The organism is Parasphingopyxis sp., from assembly GCF_052168295.1.
GTDB lineage: Bacteria > Pseudomonadota > Alphaproteobacteria > Sphingomonadales > Sphingomonadaceae > Parasphingopyxis.
This window is the reverse complement of record NZ_JBQLZN010000083.1, coordinates 1-17,128: the sequence shown is the minus strand read 5'-3', so window position 1 is coordinate 17,128 and position 17,128 is coordinate 1. Positions and strand designations below refer to the sequence as shown.

Below are 17,128 nucleotides of genomic sequence, written 5' to 3'. Positions count from 1 at the left end.
TCGGCTTCTTCGCGCGCCCGGTCGAGCATCGCGGCGGCTTCCTGATCCGCATTGGCCGTTTTGGCCTCATATTCGGCCTTCAGCGCCTCCGCTTCGGCGCGCAGCTTCGCGGCCTCGTCGATCTCGCCGCGGATTTCGGCGATACGCTTGTCCATCGCGCCAGCGACAATGCTGGGCACCTTGCGCCAGAGCATGATCAGGATGACGACGATCATCGCGACCGCGACCCAGCCATAGGTATCGAGGCCGAACGCGGTTTCGTACGCGCCCGCCTGCGCATCGTCCGCCACCTCGGTCGTCGCGGCCGTCTCGGGCTCGGTCTGTTCGTCGATTACCGGTTCGAGTTCGTCATCCATGGGCCATCGCCTCTTTCACCGCGGACCGCGCTTCGGTTTCCGAAACGGAACTGCCCGACACCTTGGCCACGATATCCTGCGTCGCGTCCACGGCCACGCCTTCGATCTCGGCCAGCGCCGCCTGCCGCGCCTTGGCAAGCGCGGCTTCGGCCTCGGCCAGTTTCACCTCGATCTTGCCGTCTTCGGCGGCCACCCGCTGCTCGCGGTCGGCATTGGCTTTCGCCTTGGCCTCCGTCGTCACCGCGCCGGCCTGGGACCGGGCTTCGTTGATCTGCTGACGATAATCCTCTTCGATCTCGTCAGCCCGTTCATGGGCCTTGTCCGCCGCGGCAAGGTCATCGGAGACGCGCTTCGCGCGCGCCTCGATCGTACCCTGTACCTTGGGCACCATCGTCCGGGCGATCCCGAAATAGATGATGGCGAGAACGCCGACCAGCCATACGATCTGCGACGCATAGCTGACGACAATCTGATCGAGCTGTGGCATGGCCTCAGCCTCCCTTGCCTGTTGGGCGGACTGCTATCCGGTCAGAATTAACCGAAGAGCAGGATGAAGCCGATAACGGCGGCGATCAGACCGAGCAGCTCGGTCACGGCAAAGCCGATGTACAGGCGAGCCTGTTCGCCATCGGCGGCTTCCGGATTGCGCAGGGCGCCCTGAAGAAACGAACCCCAGATGTAACCCACACCCGCGGCAGCGGCGCCTGCGCCGATTGCAGCGAGACCGGCACCGATCAAACGTGCAGCTTCGACTTCCATTGAAAAAACTCCCTTGTGAAAAATAGTGTTGGTGAGAAATTCGGATTAATGCAGGTTTTCCGCATCGTTGATGTAGAGCGCCGACAAGAGCGCGAAGACATAGGCCTGGATGGCGCAGATCAGCAGCTCAAGCGCGCTGACGAACAGCATCAGCAGGAAGCTCGGCACGGCGACCAGCAGGCCGATTTCCGGCCCGGCATTGATGCCGGAAATGACGAAGCTCGCGAACACCTTGAGCAGCACATGCCCGGCGGTCATCGCGATGAACAGTCGCAGCGCGAGGCTGAACGGCCGTACCATGAACGAAACGAGCTCGATCACGAACAGCAGCGGCACCATCGGCAGCGGGGTGCCGTGCGGCACGAACAGCGTGAAGAATCTGAGCTTGTGTTTCCAGAAGCCGACCGCGAGCACGATCGCGAAGCTCATCACGGCCATCACGCCGGTCACCAATATGTGGCTGGTGACCGTGAACGGATGGACGCCGGTAAAGCCGATCGGCAGCAGGCCGAGCAGGTTGGCGAACAGGATGAAGATGAAGATCGTGAAGATGTAGGGGACGTATTTCTTGCCCGCCGGGCCGATATTGCGGACCAGCAGATCATCGATAAAGCCGGTCACGCTCTCCACGGCGAGCTGCCAGCGGCCGGGCACGAGTTCGCGCTTCATGCCGCCGAGCATGAAGATCCAGACCAGGGCCAGCGTCAGCAGCATCCAGATCGAGCTGTTGGTGAACGCTATCTGGCCTTGTTCAAGAGTGCCGGCAATCGGCTCGATCCTGAACTGGGACATCGGGTCGATGCCGCCGCCTTCCGCTTCCGCCACAGTAAAATCCCGTTTCTTCCTGAGCAAAGCGCCCCTAATCGGGGCGCTTACTCGTCATCAAATATACATTCCGCACGGCGACGACGAACCCGAGGAGCATCATCGACAGCATCAGCCAAGGATAGGTTCCGAGCAGCCAGTCGAAAAACCAGCCCACAACGGCACCGCCAACGGGACCTCCGATCAGCTCGCTCACCGCGCGATGGGCGTAGTTCGGCCCCTCTCGTGGCTTGCGTTTGGCCGATCGGGCTTCCTCTGCACGCTGCGCCGCCTGCAATCGCTCGTCCAGCGACTGAAGCCGCGCATCTTCCGCGAGGAAGGAATCCCGCTCGTTGTCTTTCTCCGCCATGCTTGCTCCTATGGGCCCGAGAGCCGGACGCGCGCATGGTGGCGATCGACCCCGCCAAGGCACGGCCCGTTTAGTGAGCGCCCCTATCCAAGTCAACCGCATATGATGCAGTGCGGCATGGCATTTGGGGATTGTTTGCGCGGCGCAAATCGGCGAGAAATACAGCGTCGGAAAAATCGCCACGGGAGCGGCTTATGAACCTGAGAATCCATGCTTTTGGACGGCGCGTTCTGGCAACCGGCGCGGCCATGCTAGTTTTGCCACTCGGGCCGATCCCAGCGCCGGTCGCCGCCGCTCAGGGCGAGGCCGAAGACGCTGGATTTACATACGCCTTGCCCGCCCTGCCGGACACGGTTCCGTTGCTGGCGAGCCGGCTCGAATCGGAGCGCCAGCGCGCGCGATACGCCTATGACGAAGGCCGCGCGGAACTGGCCGAAATGATGCCCGAAGGTTCCGCCATGGTTGCGGGCTTCCAGCACGATCAGCGATGGACGGTGACCGGCCAGACCGACGCGTTGATCGGCCTCGGCAGCGAAACCTACAGCTATACCGGCGGCGCCCATGGCAATACGGCCTTCGACGCGCTGGTCTGGGACGTCGAAACCGACCGCCCGATCGGCGTGCTCGGCCTATTCGCGAACCGCTATCTGGGGCTCTCGATGATCGACCGGCCCTTCTGCGCCGGGCTGCGCGAACAGCAGATCGAGCGGATGGGCGATATTTCGGGCGACGATTTCTGGGCCGACTGCCCGCCACTGGACCAGGTCGCGATCGCGCCCATGGGCAGCGATGACGGTCCGTTCACATCCTTCCGCGTACGCGTGCCGCCCTATATCGCCGGCCCCTACGCAGCGGGCAGTTTCGATGTTGACGTGCCGGTGACAGCCGAGATGTTGGACACGCTAAAGCCTGAGTATCGGGGTAGTTTCGGACTGCCGACCGACTGACGGAATGGCGCCCGTCGCTGCGCGTCTGCCCAATCCATCAACTAAGAATCTTAGATTCCTGTATCATCGTGCGTGGGCTCTTCCCCGTCCAACGCCGGAAGGCGCGGGAAAAGGCGCTGGGATCGGAGAACCCGGTCAAATAGGCCGCCTGATTCACGGAAACCTTGCCTCCCTCGATATAGTCCAGCGCCAGTTTGCAGCGAAGCTCGTCGAGCACCGCCTGAAAGGTTGTGCCTTCAGCCCTGAGCTTGCGGTAGAGTGTCTGACGGCTCATCGCCATCTTCGCGGCGATCCGGCTGACCGACACATCGCCGCTATGCAGCATCGTCATCAACAGGCTTTCGGCCTTTGCTCTGAACGTCGTCGCTGCTCGCAAGGTTTCCAGCAGCTCATCCGCTCTCTTGGTCAAGATGCCGAACATATAGGACGGGGTCAGCGCGACCGGGTGAGTCAGCCAGCTTTCGTCGAGCTGCATCGCGTTGCGGCGGCCTTCGAAAGTGACCGGAGCCTGAAAGATGCGATCGTATTCGACAGCGTAAGGTGGTGCCGGATGCGTGAATTCTAAAGCGCCGAGCGCCAGTTTGTCCGTGAAACGCCGCTGCCCGGAGATGAGCCGCGCGAAAGTAATCTCGGTCAATTCGGGAAATTCGTTGGGCGCGCTCCGGTTGTCGACCATCCAAATCTCGCCATTCTCCTGGACGATCTCGAACCGTTGCCTCGTGCCCGTGTCGATTTCCATGACGAGCTCGCCATAACGGTTGAGTTGCGACAATGCGTCCAGCATTGTCGGGGACGACCGGGTGATCAATCCGACCAGCGATAGCTCCGACAGATCTATCTGCTCGGCGTAATGCAGGGCGATAGCCGGATTTCCGGTAAGCTCCTTGGCCGCCATGATAAGCGCGCGATAGCGAGACATGGCGATGCGATTGTCATGGTCCGCCAGCGCTGACGGATCGATCTGCGCATGCGCATGGATCGTGGCGCGGTCAGCACCTTCCCCGACGGCAAAATCGATCAGACCCGTTACGACGCCAGCTGAAACCGTGGCTTCAGACACGGTTGCAACCTCTGGTCATGTTTTTGGCACCACGGGTCATGGACGCAAGGTGTGTTACTTGGATAGAGCGGTAGGCACAAGTGTTTCGTCCAGTCTTCGGAAAACAATGTGGCCCTCTCATCGCTTATCTTTCTCCCGTTGCTCGTCCTTCATATTGTCGCCGGGACTGTTGCGATAACATCCGGCGTAACCGCGATGGTCGCACGCAAGGGCAGCGCTACGCTCCATGCGCGGGCGGGGCGTTTCTTCTTCGTGTCGATGCTGATTATGGCTTCAAGCGCCGCGGTGCTGACCTGGTGGGAGCCCGACCCGCTATCGCTGTTCAACGCGGTGCTGACTTTCTATCTGGTCGCGACATCGTGGATGGCGGCACGTCGGCGCGGGCGCGAATGGCGGCGCTATGAATGGGCTGCGATGCCCGTGGCATTCGGTTGCGCTCTAGCGCTCGGCGTCACCGGAATATTGGCGATGCAGAGCATCGATGGCGAGATCGGCGGCTTCCCGCCCCAACCCTTCTTCGTCTTTGCGGGCCTCGCGCTTTTGGCAGCGCTGCTCGATCTCAATTACCTGCTAAGCGCCAAAACCAATCAACGGCAGCGCATCGGGCGGCATCTGTGGCGGATGTGCTTCGCCTTCTTCCTCGCCGCGACAGCGCTTTTCCTCGGTCAGCAGTACGATGTCTTCTTCTTCATGGAGGGATCGCCGTTGCTGTTCATCCCGTCCCTAGCGACCGTGGTCTTCCTGGTCTTCTGGATCGTCCGCGTGCGCTTCGCCAAGCAATGGCTGCGCCCGATCACGGCTCCCGCACAGCGGTAGCCTCCTCATACCGCCTAGGGAGACGATCATGCTTAAGAGGATTTTTCCGAATCAGTTCAGCAACGAATATCGGGGGCACTGGCTGGCGCTGGTCCTGCTTTGGATCATCACGGGGTTCAAGACCATCATGGCCTACAACACCGCGATCAACACGCGCTACGGCGCGGTCAACGCGGACGGCATCCCGATCGACAGCTATTCGCCGGAGGCGGGCGCGATGGTCCTCAACATATTCGCGAAACTCGGCAATATGCACTTCATCATCGTCGCGATCAGCCTGATAGCCCTCATCCGCTACCGCTCCATGGTGCCGCTGATCTACCTGATCCTGATCTATGAATATCTGACCCGCCGCCTGCTCGGGACCATATGGTTGGGCACACCCTTTTTGGAACTTGCAACGAGTACCGCGGGCGCCATCGTCCAGTCGCTATTCCTGGCGATGGTCATCGGGTTCGTTTTTTCGCTGTGGTCGCGCCGTGCGACCCCCATCACAAACGAGCGTGCTGCGAACTGAAGCGGAACGGTAGCCAGCGCCGGCTTTGATCTCAGGCGGCACTGTCGCCGAGCTTCAGGCCGGCTCAGCAATAAGGCGGCGTCGGGATCGGGGCGGCGCCGCGGGTGCGCCAGACGCCGTCGCGCAACTGATAGACTTCGCCCGGATCAACGCTTGACAACCGGTTGCAGGCGGTTTCCTCGGCGACCTGCTGGCGCGTCGTACCGCGCTGCTGGGCGAGATCCGCGAACGCGGAACGCCGGCCGAGATTGATCGCATCGACCTGCGCCCGCAACTCGGGCGACGGCGTCTGCGCGAAGCCGAGATAGCCGGACGCGGTTTCGCCGACGATGCCCTGGGCGATCGCCTCTTGCACTTCGCTGCTCTGCGCGGGCGCCACGGTCGCGATACCGCCGAGGGCGGCAGCAGCGAAAATAGCGGCAATACTGGCTTTACGCTTGGTCATTCTGGAAACAGCTCCGGATTGTTTTCGATCAGATTCTCGACATCTTCCTGCAAATTCACGTCGACAGTCTGTTGCACATTAATGTTCAATTCGATCACGATGGGCTCTTCGGGCGCCGAAACCTGCACGCAACCGCTTGTCAAAACAGCGAAAATCGCTGCAACGGCTGGGGCAAGACATCTCATCCGTCCGTCGGTCGCATCATGCTCCTTCCTCGTCAATGTCGCAGTCTTCATGGCAGAATATCGCTTTCGGGAGGCTGAACACCCTGTTCGGGTCGTGTTCGGTTTATCCGGGCGCGGATCGCCTGATTCACCAGGAAACCGGGATCGTCGAGCAGCCGGAAGGAATAGAGCATGCGATTGAAGGGCGCGTTCATCGTGATATCGAACCGGATGGGGATTTCGGCGAGTTCGCGGGTGAAACCGCCGACAATCAGCCCCTGCCCCTCGCGCGCGAGATTGGGCGAAACGCCGGTAAACTCGATGCTCGTCACCATCTCGCCGTCGATCGCGCCGTCGAACGCGATCGCGAGCTCGCTGTAGCGGATCAGTTCGAGCGCGTTGAACGCGAGGCTGCCGAACACGCCCAGATTCACGTCGCTGATCTCGCCTTCGTACGAGAAAGTGCCCCCGCCCGCGCGCGAGACCAGCAAGCCCCCTTCGATCCGGCCGCCATTCTGGTCGAAGATCATCGGCAGCTTGCCGTCGAAGGTGCCGGTTGCGATGATGTTCTCGAAGTCCCGCGCCTCGAGAAACTGGAACGCGTCGACCCCGCGCACCATGAAGACGAGCTTGCGTTCCCGATCGACGCGGAAATCGAGGATCGTCGGCTGGAGGATCAATTCGCCGCCCGCGAAGGGCCAGCGCGCCCCTTCCACCTGCACCCGGTTGCTGTCCAGAAACTCGTAACGGACCGTGCCGCCCGAAACGAGCACGCCGGGATTGATCTCGCGGACGCTCGCCACCTGCCCCGGCTCGGTATTCATGCCGAGCAGGTCGGTGAATTCAATCTCCGTGCTGAGCCCGCGCACCGGGCCGAAGGGCGCCGCGAGATCGATATCGGTGAGCTGATAGACGCCGTCGCTGGTCACGCCCGCCGCGTCCCAGCGGATCGTGCCGGTACCGCTGACCAGCCCCTGCACTTCCGCAACGATGCCGAGCACCAGATCGGTAAGATCGGTCGGCTGGATATTCTCGTTGAAGGCGAGATTGTCGGTATCCAGCACGGCAGCGCCGGAGCCGTCAGTGAGATCGTGATGCAGGTCGACATCGGCGATCAGCACATCCTCTTCCGGAGCGACGAGTTCGCCCGTGGCGCGGATCATGCTGTTCTCGAGGCGCATGGCCATGTCGCGCACTATCAGCGGTTCGAAGATCCGGTCGGGCGCGGTGTTGGTGAGGTCCGCTCCGCCGTCGACCAACAACGTGCCGTTTATAAGCCGCCAGCCGCCGGTGCCTTCGCTCAGCCGGATCGGCACGTTGGCGATTTGTCCATCCGCGCCTGTATAGCGGCCATCAACGCCGCCGGATACGAAGTCCGCCGACAGCCGGGCGATGTCGAGTTCGGACTGCGCGCCTTGCGGGCCAAGGCGGACCGAAACGTTGTTAGTTACGAAGGACGGCCGGGCCAGAGGCAACCGGAAATCCGCAGCGGTAATCGTCAGCGGCGAGTCCCCGACACGTCCGCGCAGCCGCGGCCGGACGAGCTGTCCGCCGCCACTCAATCCCGCACCGGGCGCGTAGCGAACCAGCGACCCGCCCGTGATCGGACAGAAGGGCAGTTCGGTCGGCCCGAGCACCATGCCCGCGACCATCATCCGCGCCCAGCGGATCGGCGTGCAACCCTGACCGACGGAGAGTCGCCCGCCCTCTCCCAATGTTCCGACAATCGGCATGGCGAGCCGCTCGACCCGCCCATCCGCCAGCGGGCCGGACATCTCGACTCGGGTTGCGATCCGCGTCGTGCCGTCCGTGCCAGCCTCGAAGCGGACGGGCTCCAGCCGAAGCAGCGTATCGCCAGCGCGGATCGGGGCGATCTCGGCGCGCCCTTCGATCGGCGCACCGGCGCGCGGCCGGTCTATCGTGACATAGCTTTGCGGGAAACCGCCGCCTGCAAGCCGCATCGCGCCATCGAAACGCAAGCCGCGATCGGGCCAGCCATATTGCACGCCCTCGCCGCGCTCCAAGGTGAGCCGCGCGCCACTCTCGCTCGCGCCCTCGATTTCGGCGAAGCGTACGGCGCCGCCCCGCTCGCCATAGGCCGCCGTCAAGGCGAAGCGCGCATCAAACCTGGCGCTCGCTGCCGAAACAGCGCGCGCCAGCATCGTCCCGACCGGGCCGAGCGGCGTGCCGGAGGCGCTGCGCAGGGTCTCGGTGATCGCGCCCGTCCGGGACTGCGCCAGTCGTGCGCGGGAAAGATCGACATCGCCGTCGAAACCGATCATGCCACCGCCGTCGCGCACCCGGTAGTGGCCGGTCATGCCAAGGCGCCGGGCGGCGAGGTCGAAGCCGCGTGCATCCGCGAGGCGCAGCCGCATAGTGCCCGTCGTCTGCCCGCCGGATTCGCCGTCGAAGGACAGTGTCAGCCACGTCGCGTCCGCCTGGCCGCTTTCATGCGCCAGCGATGCCGCTAAAAGCTGCGCATCCCCGCCCCATCGGTCGAAGCTTTCCGAAAAGACGGCATCGATCGACAGTTCTGGCGCCGCCAGCGCCAGATCGCCGGCCTCACAAACTAGGCTCGCCGCGCGCACCGGACCGTCGATGATCGGGCGCCGGTCCTCGATGCGGATGGCGACGCTCGAACGGACCGCCGCTGCATCGCACCCTTCATAGGCGAGGCCCGGGCTCGCCGCCGCAAGATGGCCGCGAAAACCGCCTGTAAGCTGGCCCGATCCCGTCGCGGCCAGCGCCAGAGGCCCGTAGGGCGTTTCGAGCCGCATCACGGCGTCGCGCAATTCGAGGTCGAGCGCCGGGAACGCGAACGGCTCACCGGTCGGTTCGGGGAGCAGGCCATCGAGCTGGTCGAAATCGAACGCGCCGTCGACGAACCGCCCGTTAAGCCGCACGCCCCGCGCCACCACGCGGCTCACTTCCGGATAGCCGAAGCCGAAATCGAGATAGATATCGGCCTGCGCGACCCTCAGGTCGGGTCGTTCGGGATCGCCGATGACGAGATTGCGGATACGCTGCCGACCCAGGCCGATCTCGACGATCTCGTAGCTGCCCTGCGCTTCGGCCTGGTCGAGCAGGTCTTCGATATAGCGGATCGCGATCCCTTCGCGCTGCGTCCATGCAATCCCGAGCCCGAGCGCGATCAGCGCCGCGAAACCGCCGAGCCAAACGCGCCGCCGCCGGTACGCAGGCTTTTGAAGAGGCGCGGTTTCTTCCATTGCGCCGGATTAGCGCGATTGCACCGATGCCGCCATCCCGATAGCAACGGCCTATGGCAAAAGCTCCGACAGACGGCACAGGCCACCGCGCACGGCTGCGTAAGCGCCTGATCGAAGGCGGCCATGATGCGCTGCTCGATCACGAGCTTGTCGAATATCTGCTGACGCTCGCCATTCCGCGGCGCGACACGAAGCCGCTCGCGAAACGGCTGATCGATGAGTTCGGTGGCCTCGGCGCGCTGCTGTCGGCCGAACCCGAAGCGCTGGCGCGGATCGGCGGGCTGAGCGAGGGCGCGATTGCCGCGCTCATGATCGCGAAAGCCTCGGCATTGCGGCTACTGTCTGACGAGATCCGCGAAAAGCCGATCCTGTCCAACTGGCAGGCGCTGATCGACTATCTGCGCGCGGATATGGCGCACGAACCCATCGAGCGCGTCCGCGTCCTCCATCTCGACAGCAAGAATGTGCTGATCCGCGACGAGATCGTAACCGAGGGCTCGATCGACCAGGCGGCGATCTATGTCCGCGAAATCATCCGCCGCGCGATCGACCTCCACGCCAGCGGCATGATCCTGGTGCACAATCACCCGTCCGGCGACCCATCTCCGAGCAAGGCCGATATCCGGCTGACCCGCGAAGTCGCCGAAGCGGCCCGGCCGCTCAATATCGCCGTGCACGACCATCTGATCATCGGTGCCAAGGGCCAGACGAGCCTCAGAAGCCAGGGACTGATCTGACATGAGCATACCGAAGACGATGCGCGCGCTGCAGGTCGCCGATCTCGCCCCCGATTTTGCGGGATGCGCGGTCCGGGACGTTCCCGTGCCGGAGCCGGGACCGGGCCAGGCGCTGCTCCGCGTACGTGCGGCGGCGCTCGGCTTTCCGGACCTGCTGATGACCGAGGGGAAATATCAGCACCGCCCGGAGCTGCCGTTTACGCCCGGCAACGATATTGCCGGCGAGATCGTCGCGCTCGGCGATGAGAGCACGGAGTTCGCCATCGGCGATGCGGTCGTCGCGACGCTCGGCACCGGCGGGTTCGCCGACTATGCGCTCTGCCCCGTGTCCGCACTGCGCCGCAAGCCGGAGGGCATGGATTTCGACGCGGCCGCGGCGTTCGGCGTGGCCTATCTCACCGCCTATGTGTCGCTCGTGCGCCGGGCCGAGATCCAGCCCGGCGAATGGCTGCTCGTCCATGGCGCGGCGGGCGGCGTTGGCCTGGCGGCGGTCGATCTCGGCAAGGCGCTCAGCGCGAAGGTGATCGCCGCATCGGCGTCCGACGAAAAACTCGCCGTGATCGCCGAGAAATACGCGCCCGACGCGACGATCAACGTTACGGATGGCTTTCGCGAAGAGGTGAAAGCGCTGACGAACGGCGGAGCCGACGTCATCTACGATCCCGTCGGCGGCGATATTTTCGACGAGAGCACGCGCTGCATCGCGTTCGGCGGACGGCTGCTCGTCGTCGGTTTCACCTCGGGCCGGATCGCGACCGTCCCGACCAATATTCCGCTGATCAAGGGTTTCTCGGTCGTCGGCGTGCGGGCCGGCGAATATGGCCGCCGCTATCCGGAACGAGGCGAAGAGAATTTCAACGCCATCTGGGCATTGGCCCAAGCGGGCAAGGTCACGCCGCATGTCCATGCGGCGCTACCGCTGGACGATTGGCGCGAGGCTTTCGAGATGATGCGCAATCGCGAGGTGGTGGGCCGGGTGGTCATCGCCCCCTGAATAATCGCTCCTCCGTTTGTCCGAAGCGCCCGCCCCTGCTAAGCGGCGCGCTCAATCAGTTCGAAGGATACGCCCAGCACCATGATCCCGCGTTACGCCCGGCCCGAAATGACCGCCATCTGGGAGCCGGAATCGAAGTTCCGGATCTGGTTCGAAATCGAGGCGCATGCGACGCAGGCGCTGGCCGATCTCGGCGTGGTGCCGGACAGCGCGGCCAAGGCGCTGTGGGACTGGTGGGCGACCGATCCCGCGATCGACGTGCCCGCCATCGACGCCATCGAGGCGGTGACCAAGCATGATGTGATCGCTTTCCTCACTTGGGTGGCCGAACAGGTGGGCGAAGAAGCGCGGTTCATGCATCAGGGCATGACGAGTTCGGACGTGCTCGACACCTGCCTGGCCGTGCAGCTGTCGCGCGCGGCCGATATCATCCTCGCCGATCTCGACGGGCTGCTCGAAGCGCTGAAGCGCCGCGCGATGGAGCATAAGCTCACGCCGACCATCGGCCGCAGCCATGGCATCCATGCGGAACCCGTGACCTTCGGGCTCAAGCTCGCCCAGGCCTATGCCGAGTTCGATCGCTGCAGGGATCGCCTCGTCGCGGCGCGCGGGGAAATCGCGACCTGCGCCATTTCGGGCGCGGTCGGCACATTCGCTAATATCGATCCCGAGGTCGAAGCGCATGTCGCTGAGAAGATGGGCCTGACCGTGGAGCCCATTTCGACCCAGGTCATCCCGCGCGACCGGCATGCGATGTTCTTCGCGACGCTTGGCGTGATCGCTTCGTCGGTCGAGCGGCTCGCCGTCGAAATCCGCCACCTGCAACGCACCGAGGTGCTCGAAGCGGAGGAATACTTCTCGCCGGGGCAGAAGGGTTCGTCGGCGATGCCGCACAAGCGCAATCCGATCCTCACCGAAAACCTCACCGGCCTCGCCCGGATGGTGCGCGGCTATGCGCTGCCAGCGATGGAGAATGTCGCGCTCTGGCACGAGCGGGACATCAGCCACTCGTCGGTCGAGCGCTATATCGGCCCCGACGCGACGATCACGCTCGATTTTGCATTGGGCCGGCTGACCGGCGTCGTCGACAAGCTGCTCGTCTATCCCGAGCGCATGCAGAAGAATCTCGACCGGATGGGCGGGCTCGTCCATTCGCAGCGCGTCCTCCTCGCTCTCACCCAGGCCGGGGTCAGCCGCGAAGACGCCTACAGGCTCGTGCAGCGCAACGCGATGAAAGTCTGGGAATCGGACGGCCAGCTATCGCTGATGGAACTGCTCAAGGCCGACGCGGACGTCACGGCCGCACTCAGCGACAGCGAGATCGAGGAGAAGTTCGATCTCGGCTATCATTTCAAGCATGTCGATACAATTTTCGAGCGGGTTTTCGGCGGAAAATAGCCGTTTCCGGCGATTGCATAACCTGCAATCGTAAGTGCGTACCGGGCGATGGAAGCCGGGTTTTCCGACCCCATTTCGTTACCGGAACGAATTGGCGTTCCATGACGAAGGGAAGGAATTCACCATGTCCGTATTCGCGCGAATTGCGAGCCTTGTCTCCGTTATTGCCGCTCAACTGCTTTTCGTGGAAGCCGTTTTCGGCAGCTAGCACAGGCTCGAAAAAGGAGGCGCCGATTGCTGTCGGCGCCTCTTTCGTATCCACGATTACTCCGCGTCACCGCCATGGTCGGCATGGCCGATTTCGTCATGATGATGATCGGGTTCGTCGGGCAGGTTCAGGCTTGTAAAGACGGTCTCGACGAAGGCCTCGCCCGAGATGAATCCGCCTTCCAGCTCGGCATAATCGGCGGTCAATCCCATCGCCTGAATCTCTTCGAGCGAGCGGCCATCGGCCATGGCGCTTGCGACCTGCCCGGTGATCGCGGCGATCATGTCGCGATAGGCGACCAGGCCGGCGCGCGTGGCCATCGGGCCGTGGCCGGGAATGATCTGCGTCGCATCGTCGGTCATGTCGATGACGCGCGTCGCGGCGCGGATCACGCCGCGCACGTCCCCGCCCGATTCCAGATCGACGAACGGAAAGGTGCGGCCGTTGAAGAAGAGATCGCCCATATGGACGACATTCGCATTCTCCCACCAGACGATCGAATCGCCGTCGGTATGGGCGCGGTGCATATGGACGACATGGACGGTATCGCCGTTCAGATGCAGTTTGATACCGTCATGATAGGTGATGACGGGCAGCGCAGCCGGCGGCGCGGGGGGAACGGTCCGCCGGCCTTCGGCGCCCTCGGCCAGGCGAATACGCACATTGTCATGCGCCATGATCACCGCACCGGCCTCGCCGAAATTCTCGTTCCCGTCCGTATGATCCCAATGCCAGTGCGTATTGATCAGAAAGCGCGCCGGATCGGCGCCCAGTTCGGCAATCGCGGCCTGGATGCGAGTCGTGAGCGGCGCAAACTGATCGTCGATCAGGACGGTCCCGTCTTCGCCATGCGATACGCCAATATTACCGCCGCGTCCGAACAGGACAGCGACGCCCGGCGCGAGCTGTTCCGCGGTGATCTCGACATCGGCCATCTCGCCCATCTGCGCCTGAGCGGGCGCGGTAACCATCAAAGCGAATACAAAAAGCGGTGCGAAACGGGTCATTCTGGAAGTCTCCCTGTCAGGTCAGGGTTTTCCTAGACCGCCACAGGGAAGCTGTCGAAGGTTACTGCCCGATCGGCGTGTCGTCGGTTGCAGGTGGCGAGAAGAGATCGAGCACCATAGCGCGATAGAAAGCCCGCATTTCGCCAGGATAGGCATGACCGGCACCGTGGAACAACCGGAGCGTTACGTCCCGCGAAGTGGTGGCGTAGAATTCGGCCGCGCGCAGGGCATTGGTCGGCGATACGACGCTATCCTGCCCGCCATGGAGCAGGACGATCGGTAGATTTCCGGCGCTGTCCCGTTCGAGATACCGCCAGCTATCGAAAAAGCGGGCGCCCATTGGGACGGCGGCGCCGAGAAGCCGCGCGTGCCTAATCGCAAGCAGATGCACCAGGTCGCCGCCCTGCGAATAGCCGGCGATGATCGGCCGGCCCCGGGTCGGGCATATGCTGTCGAGCTCCCGCAGGAACTGCGCCAATGCATCGGCTGTCGCGATAATCTCGGCTGACTGGTCCGAACCGGGACGGTCATAATGGTCGGCGGCAAACCAGGACCGTCCGTCCTCGAAAGCATGGCCGCCCTCGACAGCAACGAAATTCACGCCATCGGCGGACAGGTCGAACAGCGATTGCGATACCGCCGCATTCCCGCCCATGAAATGCAAGCCGACCACCGTGGGGCGTGATGCATCGCATGTGTCCGTGATCGCGTAGCGGAAACCGGCATGGACCGGCATCGTTTCGGTTTCCGACGCTTTGGCCGGGACGGCCATCGCGACCAGCAACGACAGGATGAACAGGATCCTGATCTGCCGGTCATTCATCGGCCTATTCGCCGAACATCGTTTTCAGCTTGTCGAAGAAGCCCGCGCTTTCCGGGCATTCCTCACCGGTTTCCGTCTCCCGGAACTCCTGCAGCAGCTCTTTCTGCTTGGCGGACAGCTTGGTCGGCGTTTCGACGTCGAACTGGGCGACGAGATCGCCAAAACCCCTGCCCTGCAGCACCGGCATGCCCGCGCCGCGTTTGCGCAGTTGCTTGCCGGTCTGCATGCCGGCAGGAATCTGGAAGGTGTGCACTTCGCCGTCGAGTCCGGGTACGTCGATCGAGCCGCCGAGCGCCGCAGTCGTGAACGAGATCGGGCAGCGCGCGAACAGCGTCGTGCCTTCGCGCTGGAAAAGCGCGTGCCGCTCGAGATGGATGAAGATGTAGAGATCGCCGGCCGGTCCGCCGCGCGCGCCCGCTTCGCCTTCGCCCGACACGCGAATACGTGTGCCGTCATCGACGCCGGGTGGCACTTTCACCTCGATGGTCTTGGTCGTGTCGACGCGTCCCTCGCCGCGGCATTCCTCGCACGGATCGGGGATCACCTGGCCGAGGCCGTGGCAGGTCGGGCAGGTCCGTTCGACGAGGAACAGGCCCTGCTGCGCGCGCACCTTGCCATGGCCCTGGCAGGTGCCGCAGGTCTGCGCGGAGGTTCCCGGCGCGGCGCCCGAGCCTTCGCAGCTTTCGCACGGCGCCGTCACATCGATGGTGAGCTCGGCATCCTTGCCGCTGAACGCTTCCTCAAGCGTGATTTCGTAATCGTAGCGCAGGTCCGCACCGCGGCGGACATCGCGTCCCCGGCCGCGCCCGCGACCGGCACCCATGAAATCCTCGCCGAAGATATTCTCGAAGATGTCGGAAAAGGCGCTGAAGCCGTCCTGCTGGTGATGGCCGCCGCCCGCACCGTTCTGGAAGGCGGCATGGCCGAACCGGTCATAGGCCGCACGCTTTTGCGGGTCCTTCAGACACTCATAGGCTTCGTTGATCGATTTGAATTTCGCCTCGCATTCGGCATCGCCCGGATTGCGGTCCGGATGATATTGCATGGCGAGCTTGCGATAGGCCGATTTCAGGGCTGCGCCATCGGCGCCCCGATCCACCTGCAAGACTTCATAATAGTCGACTTCGGTCATGGCTGCCCCGGCGTGACGAAGAAGCCGGGGGAGAAGCGGATCGCCTCTCCCCCGAACATTTTAGGATTTCTGGTCTTCGTCAACTTCGGAGAATTCGGCGTCGACGACGTCTTCGTCTTCGCTCGAACCGCCGGCATCGGCCGCGGCATCGCCTTCGGCGGCGCCGGCTTCGGCCTGCTGGGCCTCGTAGATTTTCTGGCCCATCTGCATGGCGGCCTGGGCGAGCTCTTCCGACTTGGTCTTCATCGCCGCGCCGTCCTCGGCTTCGATCGCCGACTTGGTTTCGGCGATCTTGCTTTCGATGTCGGACTTGAGGTCCGCGTCGATCTTGTCGCCATGTTCGGCGAGCTGCTGCTCGGTCGTGTGAACGAGGCTTTCGGCCTGGTTCTTCGTTTCCGCAGCCTCGCGCCGCTTCTTGTCTTCCTCGGCGAACTGCTCGGCTTCCTGCACCATCTTTTCGATATCGCTATCGTCGAGACCGCCCGAGGCCTGGATCTTGATCTGCTGTTCCTTGCCCGTGCCCTTGTCCTTGGCAGACACGTTCACGATGCCGTTGGCATCGATATCGAAGGTCACCTCGATCTGTGGAACGCCGCGCGGCGCCGGCGGAATGCCGACCAGGTCGAACTGGCCCAAGAGCTTGTTGTCCGACGCCATTTCGCGCTCGCCCTGGAAGACGCGGATCGTCACGGCGTTCTGATTGTCGTCCGCCGTGGAATAGACCTGCGTCTTCTTGGTCGGGATCGTCGTGTTGCGATCGATCATCCGGGTGAACACGCCGCCGAGCGTTTCGATGCCCAGCGAAAGCGGGGTCACGTCGAGGAGCAGCACGTCCTTGACGTCGCCCTGCAGCACGCCGGCCTGAATGGCCGCACCCATGGCGACGACCTCGTCCGGGTTCACGCCCGTATGCGGCTCCTTGCCGAAAAACTCTTCGACCGTCTTGCGGACCTTGGGCATGCGCGTCATGCCGCCGACCAGGATCACTTCGTCGACATCCGACGCCTTGATGCTCGCATCTTCGAGCGCCTTCTTGCACGGATCGAGCGTCTTCTTGATCAGATCGCCGACCATCTGTTCGAGGTCGGAGCGCGTAATCGTCTTGACGAGATGCTTCGGACCGTTCTGGTCCGCCGTGATGAACGGCAGGTTCACTTCGGTCGACTGGGCCGAGGAGAGTTCGATCTTCGCCTTTTCGGCCGCTTCCTTCAGACGCTGCAGCGCCAGCTTGTCGCTGCGCAGGTCGATGCCTTCGTCCTTCTTGAAGCCTTCGGCCAGGAACTCGACGACCTTGCTGTCGAAATCCTCACCGCCGAGGAAGGTGTCGCCATTGGTCGACTTCACCTCGAACACGCCGTCGCCGA

The 17,128-nt window shown here is 63.4% G+C and carries 19 protein-coding genes; 6 read left to right on the top strand and 13 right to left on the bottom strand.

The features are described 5' to 3' along the window. The 5 genes from ACTS1Z_RS13435 to ACTS1Z_RS13415 all read right to left on the bottom strand — a co-directional run. On the bottom strand, nucleotides 1-356 hold a 356-nt coding region (locus ACTS1Z_RS13435; RefSeq protein WP_442624981.1), incomplete at its 3' end, for a F0F1 ATP synthase subunit B family protein. Then, on the bottom strand, nucleotides 349-843 hold the full coding sequence (locus tag ACTS1Z_RS13430; RefSeq protein WP_442624980.1) for a F0F1 ATP synthase subunit B family protein: 495 nt from the start codon (nucleotides 841-843) through the stop codon (nucleotides 349-351). The genes ACTS1Z_RS13430 and ACTS1Z_RS13435, both read right to left, overlap by 8 nt. Before the next feature lie 47 nt (nucleotides 844-890). Beyond that, a complete protein-coding gene (locus tag ACTS1Z_RS13425) occupies nucleotides 891-1,115 on the bottom strand; it encodes a F0F1 ATP synthase subunit C (RefSeq protein WP_176874193.1) in 225 nt (74 codons plus the stop codon). A gap of 45 nt (nucleotides 1,116-1,160) precedes the next feature. After that, on the bottom strand, nucleotides 1,161-1,907 hold the full coding sequence (locus ACTS1Z_RS13420) for a F0F1 ATP synthase subunit A (protein WP_442624982.1): 747 nt from the start codon (nucleotides 1,905-1,907) through the stop codon (nucleotides 1,161-1,163). Between the two features lie 67 nt (nucleotides 1,908-1,974). Further along, nucleotides 1,975-2,289, bottom strand: a complete 315-nt coding sequence (locus ACTS1Z_RS13415; RefSeq protein WP_442624979.1) for an AtpZ/AtpI family protein — start codon at nucleotides 2,287-2,289, stop codon at nucleotides 1,975-1,977. 194 nt (nucleotides 2,290-2,483) lie between these two features. Here ACTS1Z_RS13415 and ACTS1Z_RS13410 point away from each other — a divergent pair, with 194 nt between their 5' ends. Further along, nucleotides 2,484-3,236, top strand: a complete 753-nt coding sequence (locus ACTS1Z_RS13410) for a PdaC/SigV domain-containing protein (protein WP_442624978.1) — start codon at nucleotides 2,484-2,486, stop codon at nucleotides 3,234-3,236. Between the two features lie 37 nt (nucleotides 3,237-3,273). On the opposite strand, the gene ACTS1Z_RS13405 is transcribed toward ACTS1Z_RS13410, so the two are convergent. Next, entirely contained in the window at nucleotides 3,274-4,296 is a 1,023-nt protein-coding gene (locus ACTS1Z_RS13405; protein ID WP_442624977.1) for an AraC family transcriptional regulator, read from the bottom strand. Between the two features lie 195 nt (nucleotides 4,297-4,491). Between ACTS1Z_RS13405 and ACTS1Z_RS13400 the strand changes: the two genes are divergently transcribed. Both ACTS1Z_RS13400 and ACTS1Z_RS13395 read left to right on the top strand, forming a co-directional pair. Beyond that, nucleotides 4,492-5,112 (top strand): hypothetical protein, encoded by a 621-nt coding sequence (locus ACTS1Z_RS13400; protein WP_442624976.1) that lies wholly within the window; start codon nucleotides 4,492-4,494, stop codon nucleotides 5,110-5,112. Nucleotides 5,113-5,140: 28 nt separating this feature from the next. Continuing rightward, nucleotides 5,141-5,629, top strand: coding sequence for a hypothetical protein (locus ACTS1Z_RS13395; protein WP_442624975.1), 489 nt, complete (start codon nucleotides 5,141-5,143; stop codon nucleotides 5,627-5,629). Nucleotides 5,630-5,693: 64 nt separating this feature from the next. Here the strand turns inward: ACTS1Z_RS13395 and ACTS1Z_RS13390 are convergent, their stop codons facing one another. Genes ACTS1Z_RS13390 through ACTS1Z_RS13380 form a run of 3 tightly spaced genes read right to left on the bottom strand, consistent with a single transcriptional unit; the run spans nucleotide 5,694 to nucleotide 9,465 of the window. Continuing rightward, a complete protein-coding gene (locus tag ACTS1Z_RS13390) occupies nucleotides 5,694-6,074 on the bottom strand; it encodes a YdbL family protein (protein ID WP_442624974.1) in 381 nt (126 codons plus the stop codon). After that, a complete protein-coding gene (locus tag ACTS1Z_RS13385) occupies nucleotides 6,071-6,310 on the bottom strand; it encodes a YnbE family lipoprotein (RefSeq protein WP_442624973.1) in 240 nt (79 codons plus the stop codon). Before ACTS1Z_RS13385 ends, ACTS1Z_RS13390 begins: the two co-directional genes overlap by 4 nt. Beyond that, on the bottom strand, nucleotides 6,307-9,465 hold the full coding sequence (locus tag ACTS1Z_RS13380; protein WP_442624972.1) for an intermembrane phospholipid transport protein YdbH family protein: 3,159 nt from the start codon (nucleotides 9,463-9,465) through the stop codon (nucleotides 6,307-6,309). The genes ACTS1Z_RS13385 and ACTS1Z_RS13380 overlap by 4 nt, the downstream gene beginning before the upstream one ends. Before the next feature lie 53 nt (nucleotides 9,466-9,518). Between ACTS1Z_RS13380 and radC the strand changes: the two genes are divergently transcribed. The 3 genes from radC (at nucleotide 9,519) to purB (ending at nucleotide 12,594) form a co-directional block, all read left to right on the top strand. After that, the gene (gene radC / locus ACTS1Z_RS13375; RefSeq protein WP_442624971.1) at nucleotides 9,519-10,202 is read left to right on the top strand and encodes a RadC family protein; all 684 of its coding nucleotides are present in this window, start codon (nucleotides 9,519-9,521) and stop codon (nucleotides 10,200-10,202) included. A 1-nt stretch (nucleotide 10,203) separates the two neighbouring features. After that, nucleotides 10,204-11,196 carry an NADPH:quinone oxidoreductase family protein gene (locus tag ACTS1Z_RS13370; RefSeq protein ID WP_442624970.1) on the top strand — a complete coding sequence of 331 codons (993 nt, stop codon included), beginning with the start codon at nucleotides 10,204-10,206 and terminating at the stop codon, nucleotides 11,194-11,196. 81 nt (nucleotides 11,197-11,277) lie between these two features. Beyond that, nucleotides 11,278-12,594, top strand: coding sequence for an adenylosuccinate lyase (gene purB / locus ACTS1Z_RS13365; protein ID WP_442624969.1), 1,317 nt, complete (start codon nucleotides 11,278-11,280; stop codon nucleotides 12,592-12,594). 264 nt (nucleotides 12,595-12,858) lie between these two features. Here purB and ACTS1Z_RS13360 read toward each other — a convergent pair whose 3' ends face one another. The 4 genes from ACTS1Z_RS13360 to dnaK form a co-directional block, all read right to left on the bottom strand. Continuing rightward, nucleotides 12,859-13,809 (bottom strand): MBL fold metallo-hydrolase, encoded by a 951-nt coding sequence (locus tag ACTS1Z_RS13360; protein ID WP_442624968.1) that lies wholly within the window; start codon nucleotides 13,807-13,809, stop codon nucleotides 12,859-12,861. Nucleotides 13,810-13,870: 61 nt separating this feature from the next. Further along, entirely contained in the window at nucleotides 13,871-14,632 is a 762-nt protein-coding gene (locus ACTS1Z_RS13355) for an alpha/beta hydrolase (RefSeq protein WP_442624967.1), read from the bottom strand. A gap of 4 nt (nucleotides 14,633-14,636) precedes the next feature. Beyond that, nucleotides 14,637-15,764: a molecular chaperone DnaJ gene (gene dnaJ / locus ACTS1Z_RS13350; RefSeq protein WP_442624966.1), complete on the bottom strand. Its 1,128-nt coding sequence runs from the start codon at nucleotides 15,762-15,764 to the stop codon at nucleotides 14,637-14,639. A gap of 60 nt (nucleotides 15,765-15,824) precedes the next feature. Beyond that, on the bottom strand, nucleotides 15,825-17,128 hold a 1,304-nt coding region (gene dnaK / locus ACTS1Z_RS13345; RefSeq protein ID WP_442624965.1), incomplete at its 5' end, for a molecular chaperone DnaK.

Excerpts from the sequence above, each read along its gene's own strand:
- ACTS1Z_RS13430 (WP_442624980.1), bottom strand. The coding sequence starts at position 843 with ATGCCACAGCTCGATCAGATTGTCGTCAGCTATGCGTCGCAGATCGTA.
- ACTS1Z_RS13380 (WP_442624972.1), bottom strand. The coding sequence starts at position 9,465 with ATGGAAGAAACCGCGCCTCTTCAAAAGCCTGCGTACCGGCGGCGGCGC.
- ACTS1Z_RS13415 (WP_442624979.1), bottom strand. The coding sequence starts at position 2,289 with ATGGCGGAGAAAGACAACGAGCGGGATTCCTTCCTCGCGGAAGATGCG.
- ACTS1Z_RS13425 (WP_176874193.1), bottom strand. The coding sequence starts at position 1,115 with ATGGAAGTCGAAGCTGCACGTTTGATCGGTGCCGGTCTCGCTGCAATC.
- purB (WP_442624969.1), top strand. The coding sequence starts at position 11,278 with ATGATCCCGCGTTACGCCCGGCCCGAAATGACCGCCATCTGGGAGCCG.
- ACTS1Z_RS13355 (WP_442624967.1), bottom strand. The coding sequence starts at position 14,632 with ATGAATGACCGGCAGATCAGGATCCTGTTCATCCTGTCGTTGCTGGTC.
- dnaJ (WP_442624966.1), bottom strand. The coding sequence starts at position 15,764 with ATGACCGAAGTCGACTATTATGAAGTCTTGCAGGTGGATCGGGGCGCC.
- ACTS1Z_RS13395 (WP_442624975.1), top strand. The coding sequence starts at position 5,141 with ATGCTTAAGAGGATTTTTCCGAATCAGTTCAGCAACGAATATCGGGGG.
- ACTS1Z_RS13370 (WP_442624970.1), top strand. The coding sequence starts at position 10,204 with ATGAGCATACCGAAGACGATGCGCGCGCTGCAGGTCGCCGATCTCGCC.
- ACTS1Z_RS13420 (WP_442624982.1), bottom strand. The coding sequence starts at position 1,907 with ATGTCCCAGTTCAGGATCGAGCCGATTGCCGGCACTCTTGAACAAGGC.
- ACTS1Z_RS13410 (WP_442624978.1), top strand. The coding sequence starts at position 2,484 with ATGAACCTGAGAATCCATGCTTTTGGACGGCGCGTTCTGGCAACCGGC.
- radC (WP_442624971.1), top strand. The coding sequence starts at position 9,519 with ATGGCAAAAGCTCCGACAGACGGCACAGGCCACCGCGCACGGCTGCGT.
- ACTS1Z_RS13390 (WP_442624974.1), bottom strand. The coding sequence starts at position 6,074 with ATGACCAAGCGTAAAGCCAGTATTGCCGCTATTTTCGCTGCTGCCGCC.
- ACTS1Z_RS13400 (WP_442624976.1), top strand. The coding sequence starts at position 4,492 with ATGGTCGCACGCAAGGGCAGCGCTACGCTCCATGCGCGGGCGGGGCGT.
- ACTS1Z_RS13385 (WP_442624973.1), bottom strand. The coding sequence starts at position 6,310 with ATGAAGACTGCGACATTGACGAGGAAGGAGCATGATGCGACCGACGGA.
- ACTS1Z_RS13360 (WP_442624968.1), bottom strand. The coding sequence starts at position 13,809 with ATGACCCGTTTCGCACCGCTTTTTGTATTCGCTTTGATGGTTACCGCG.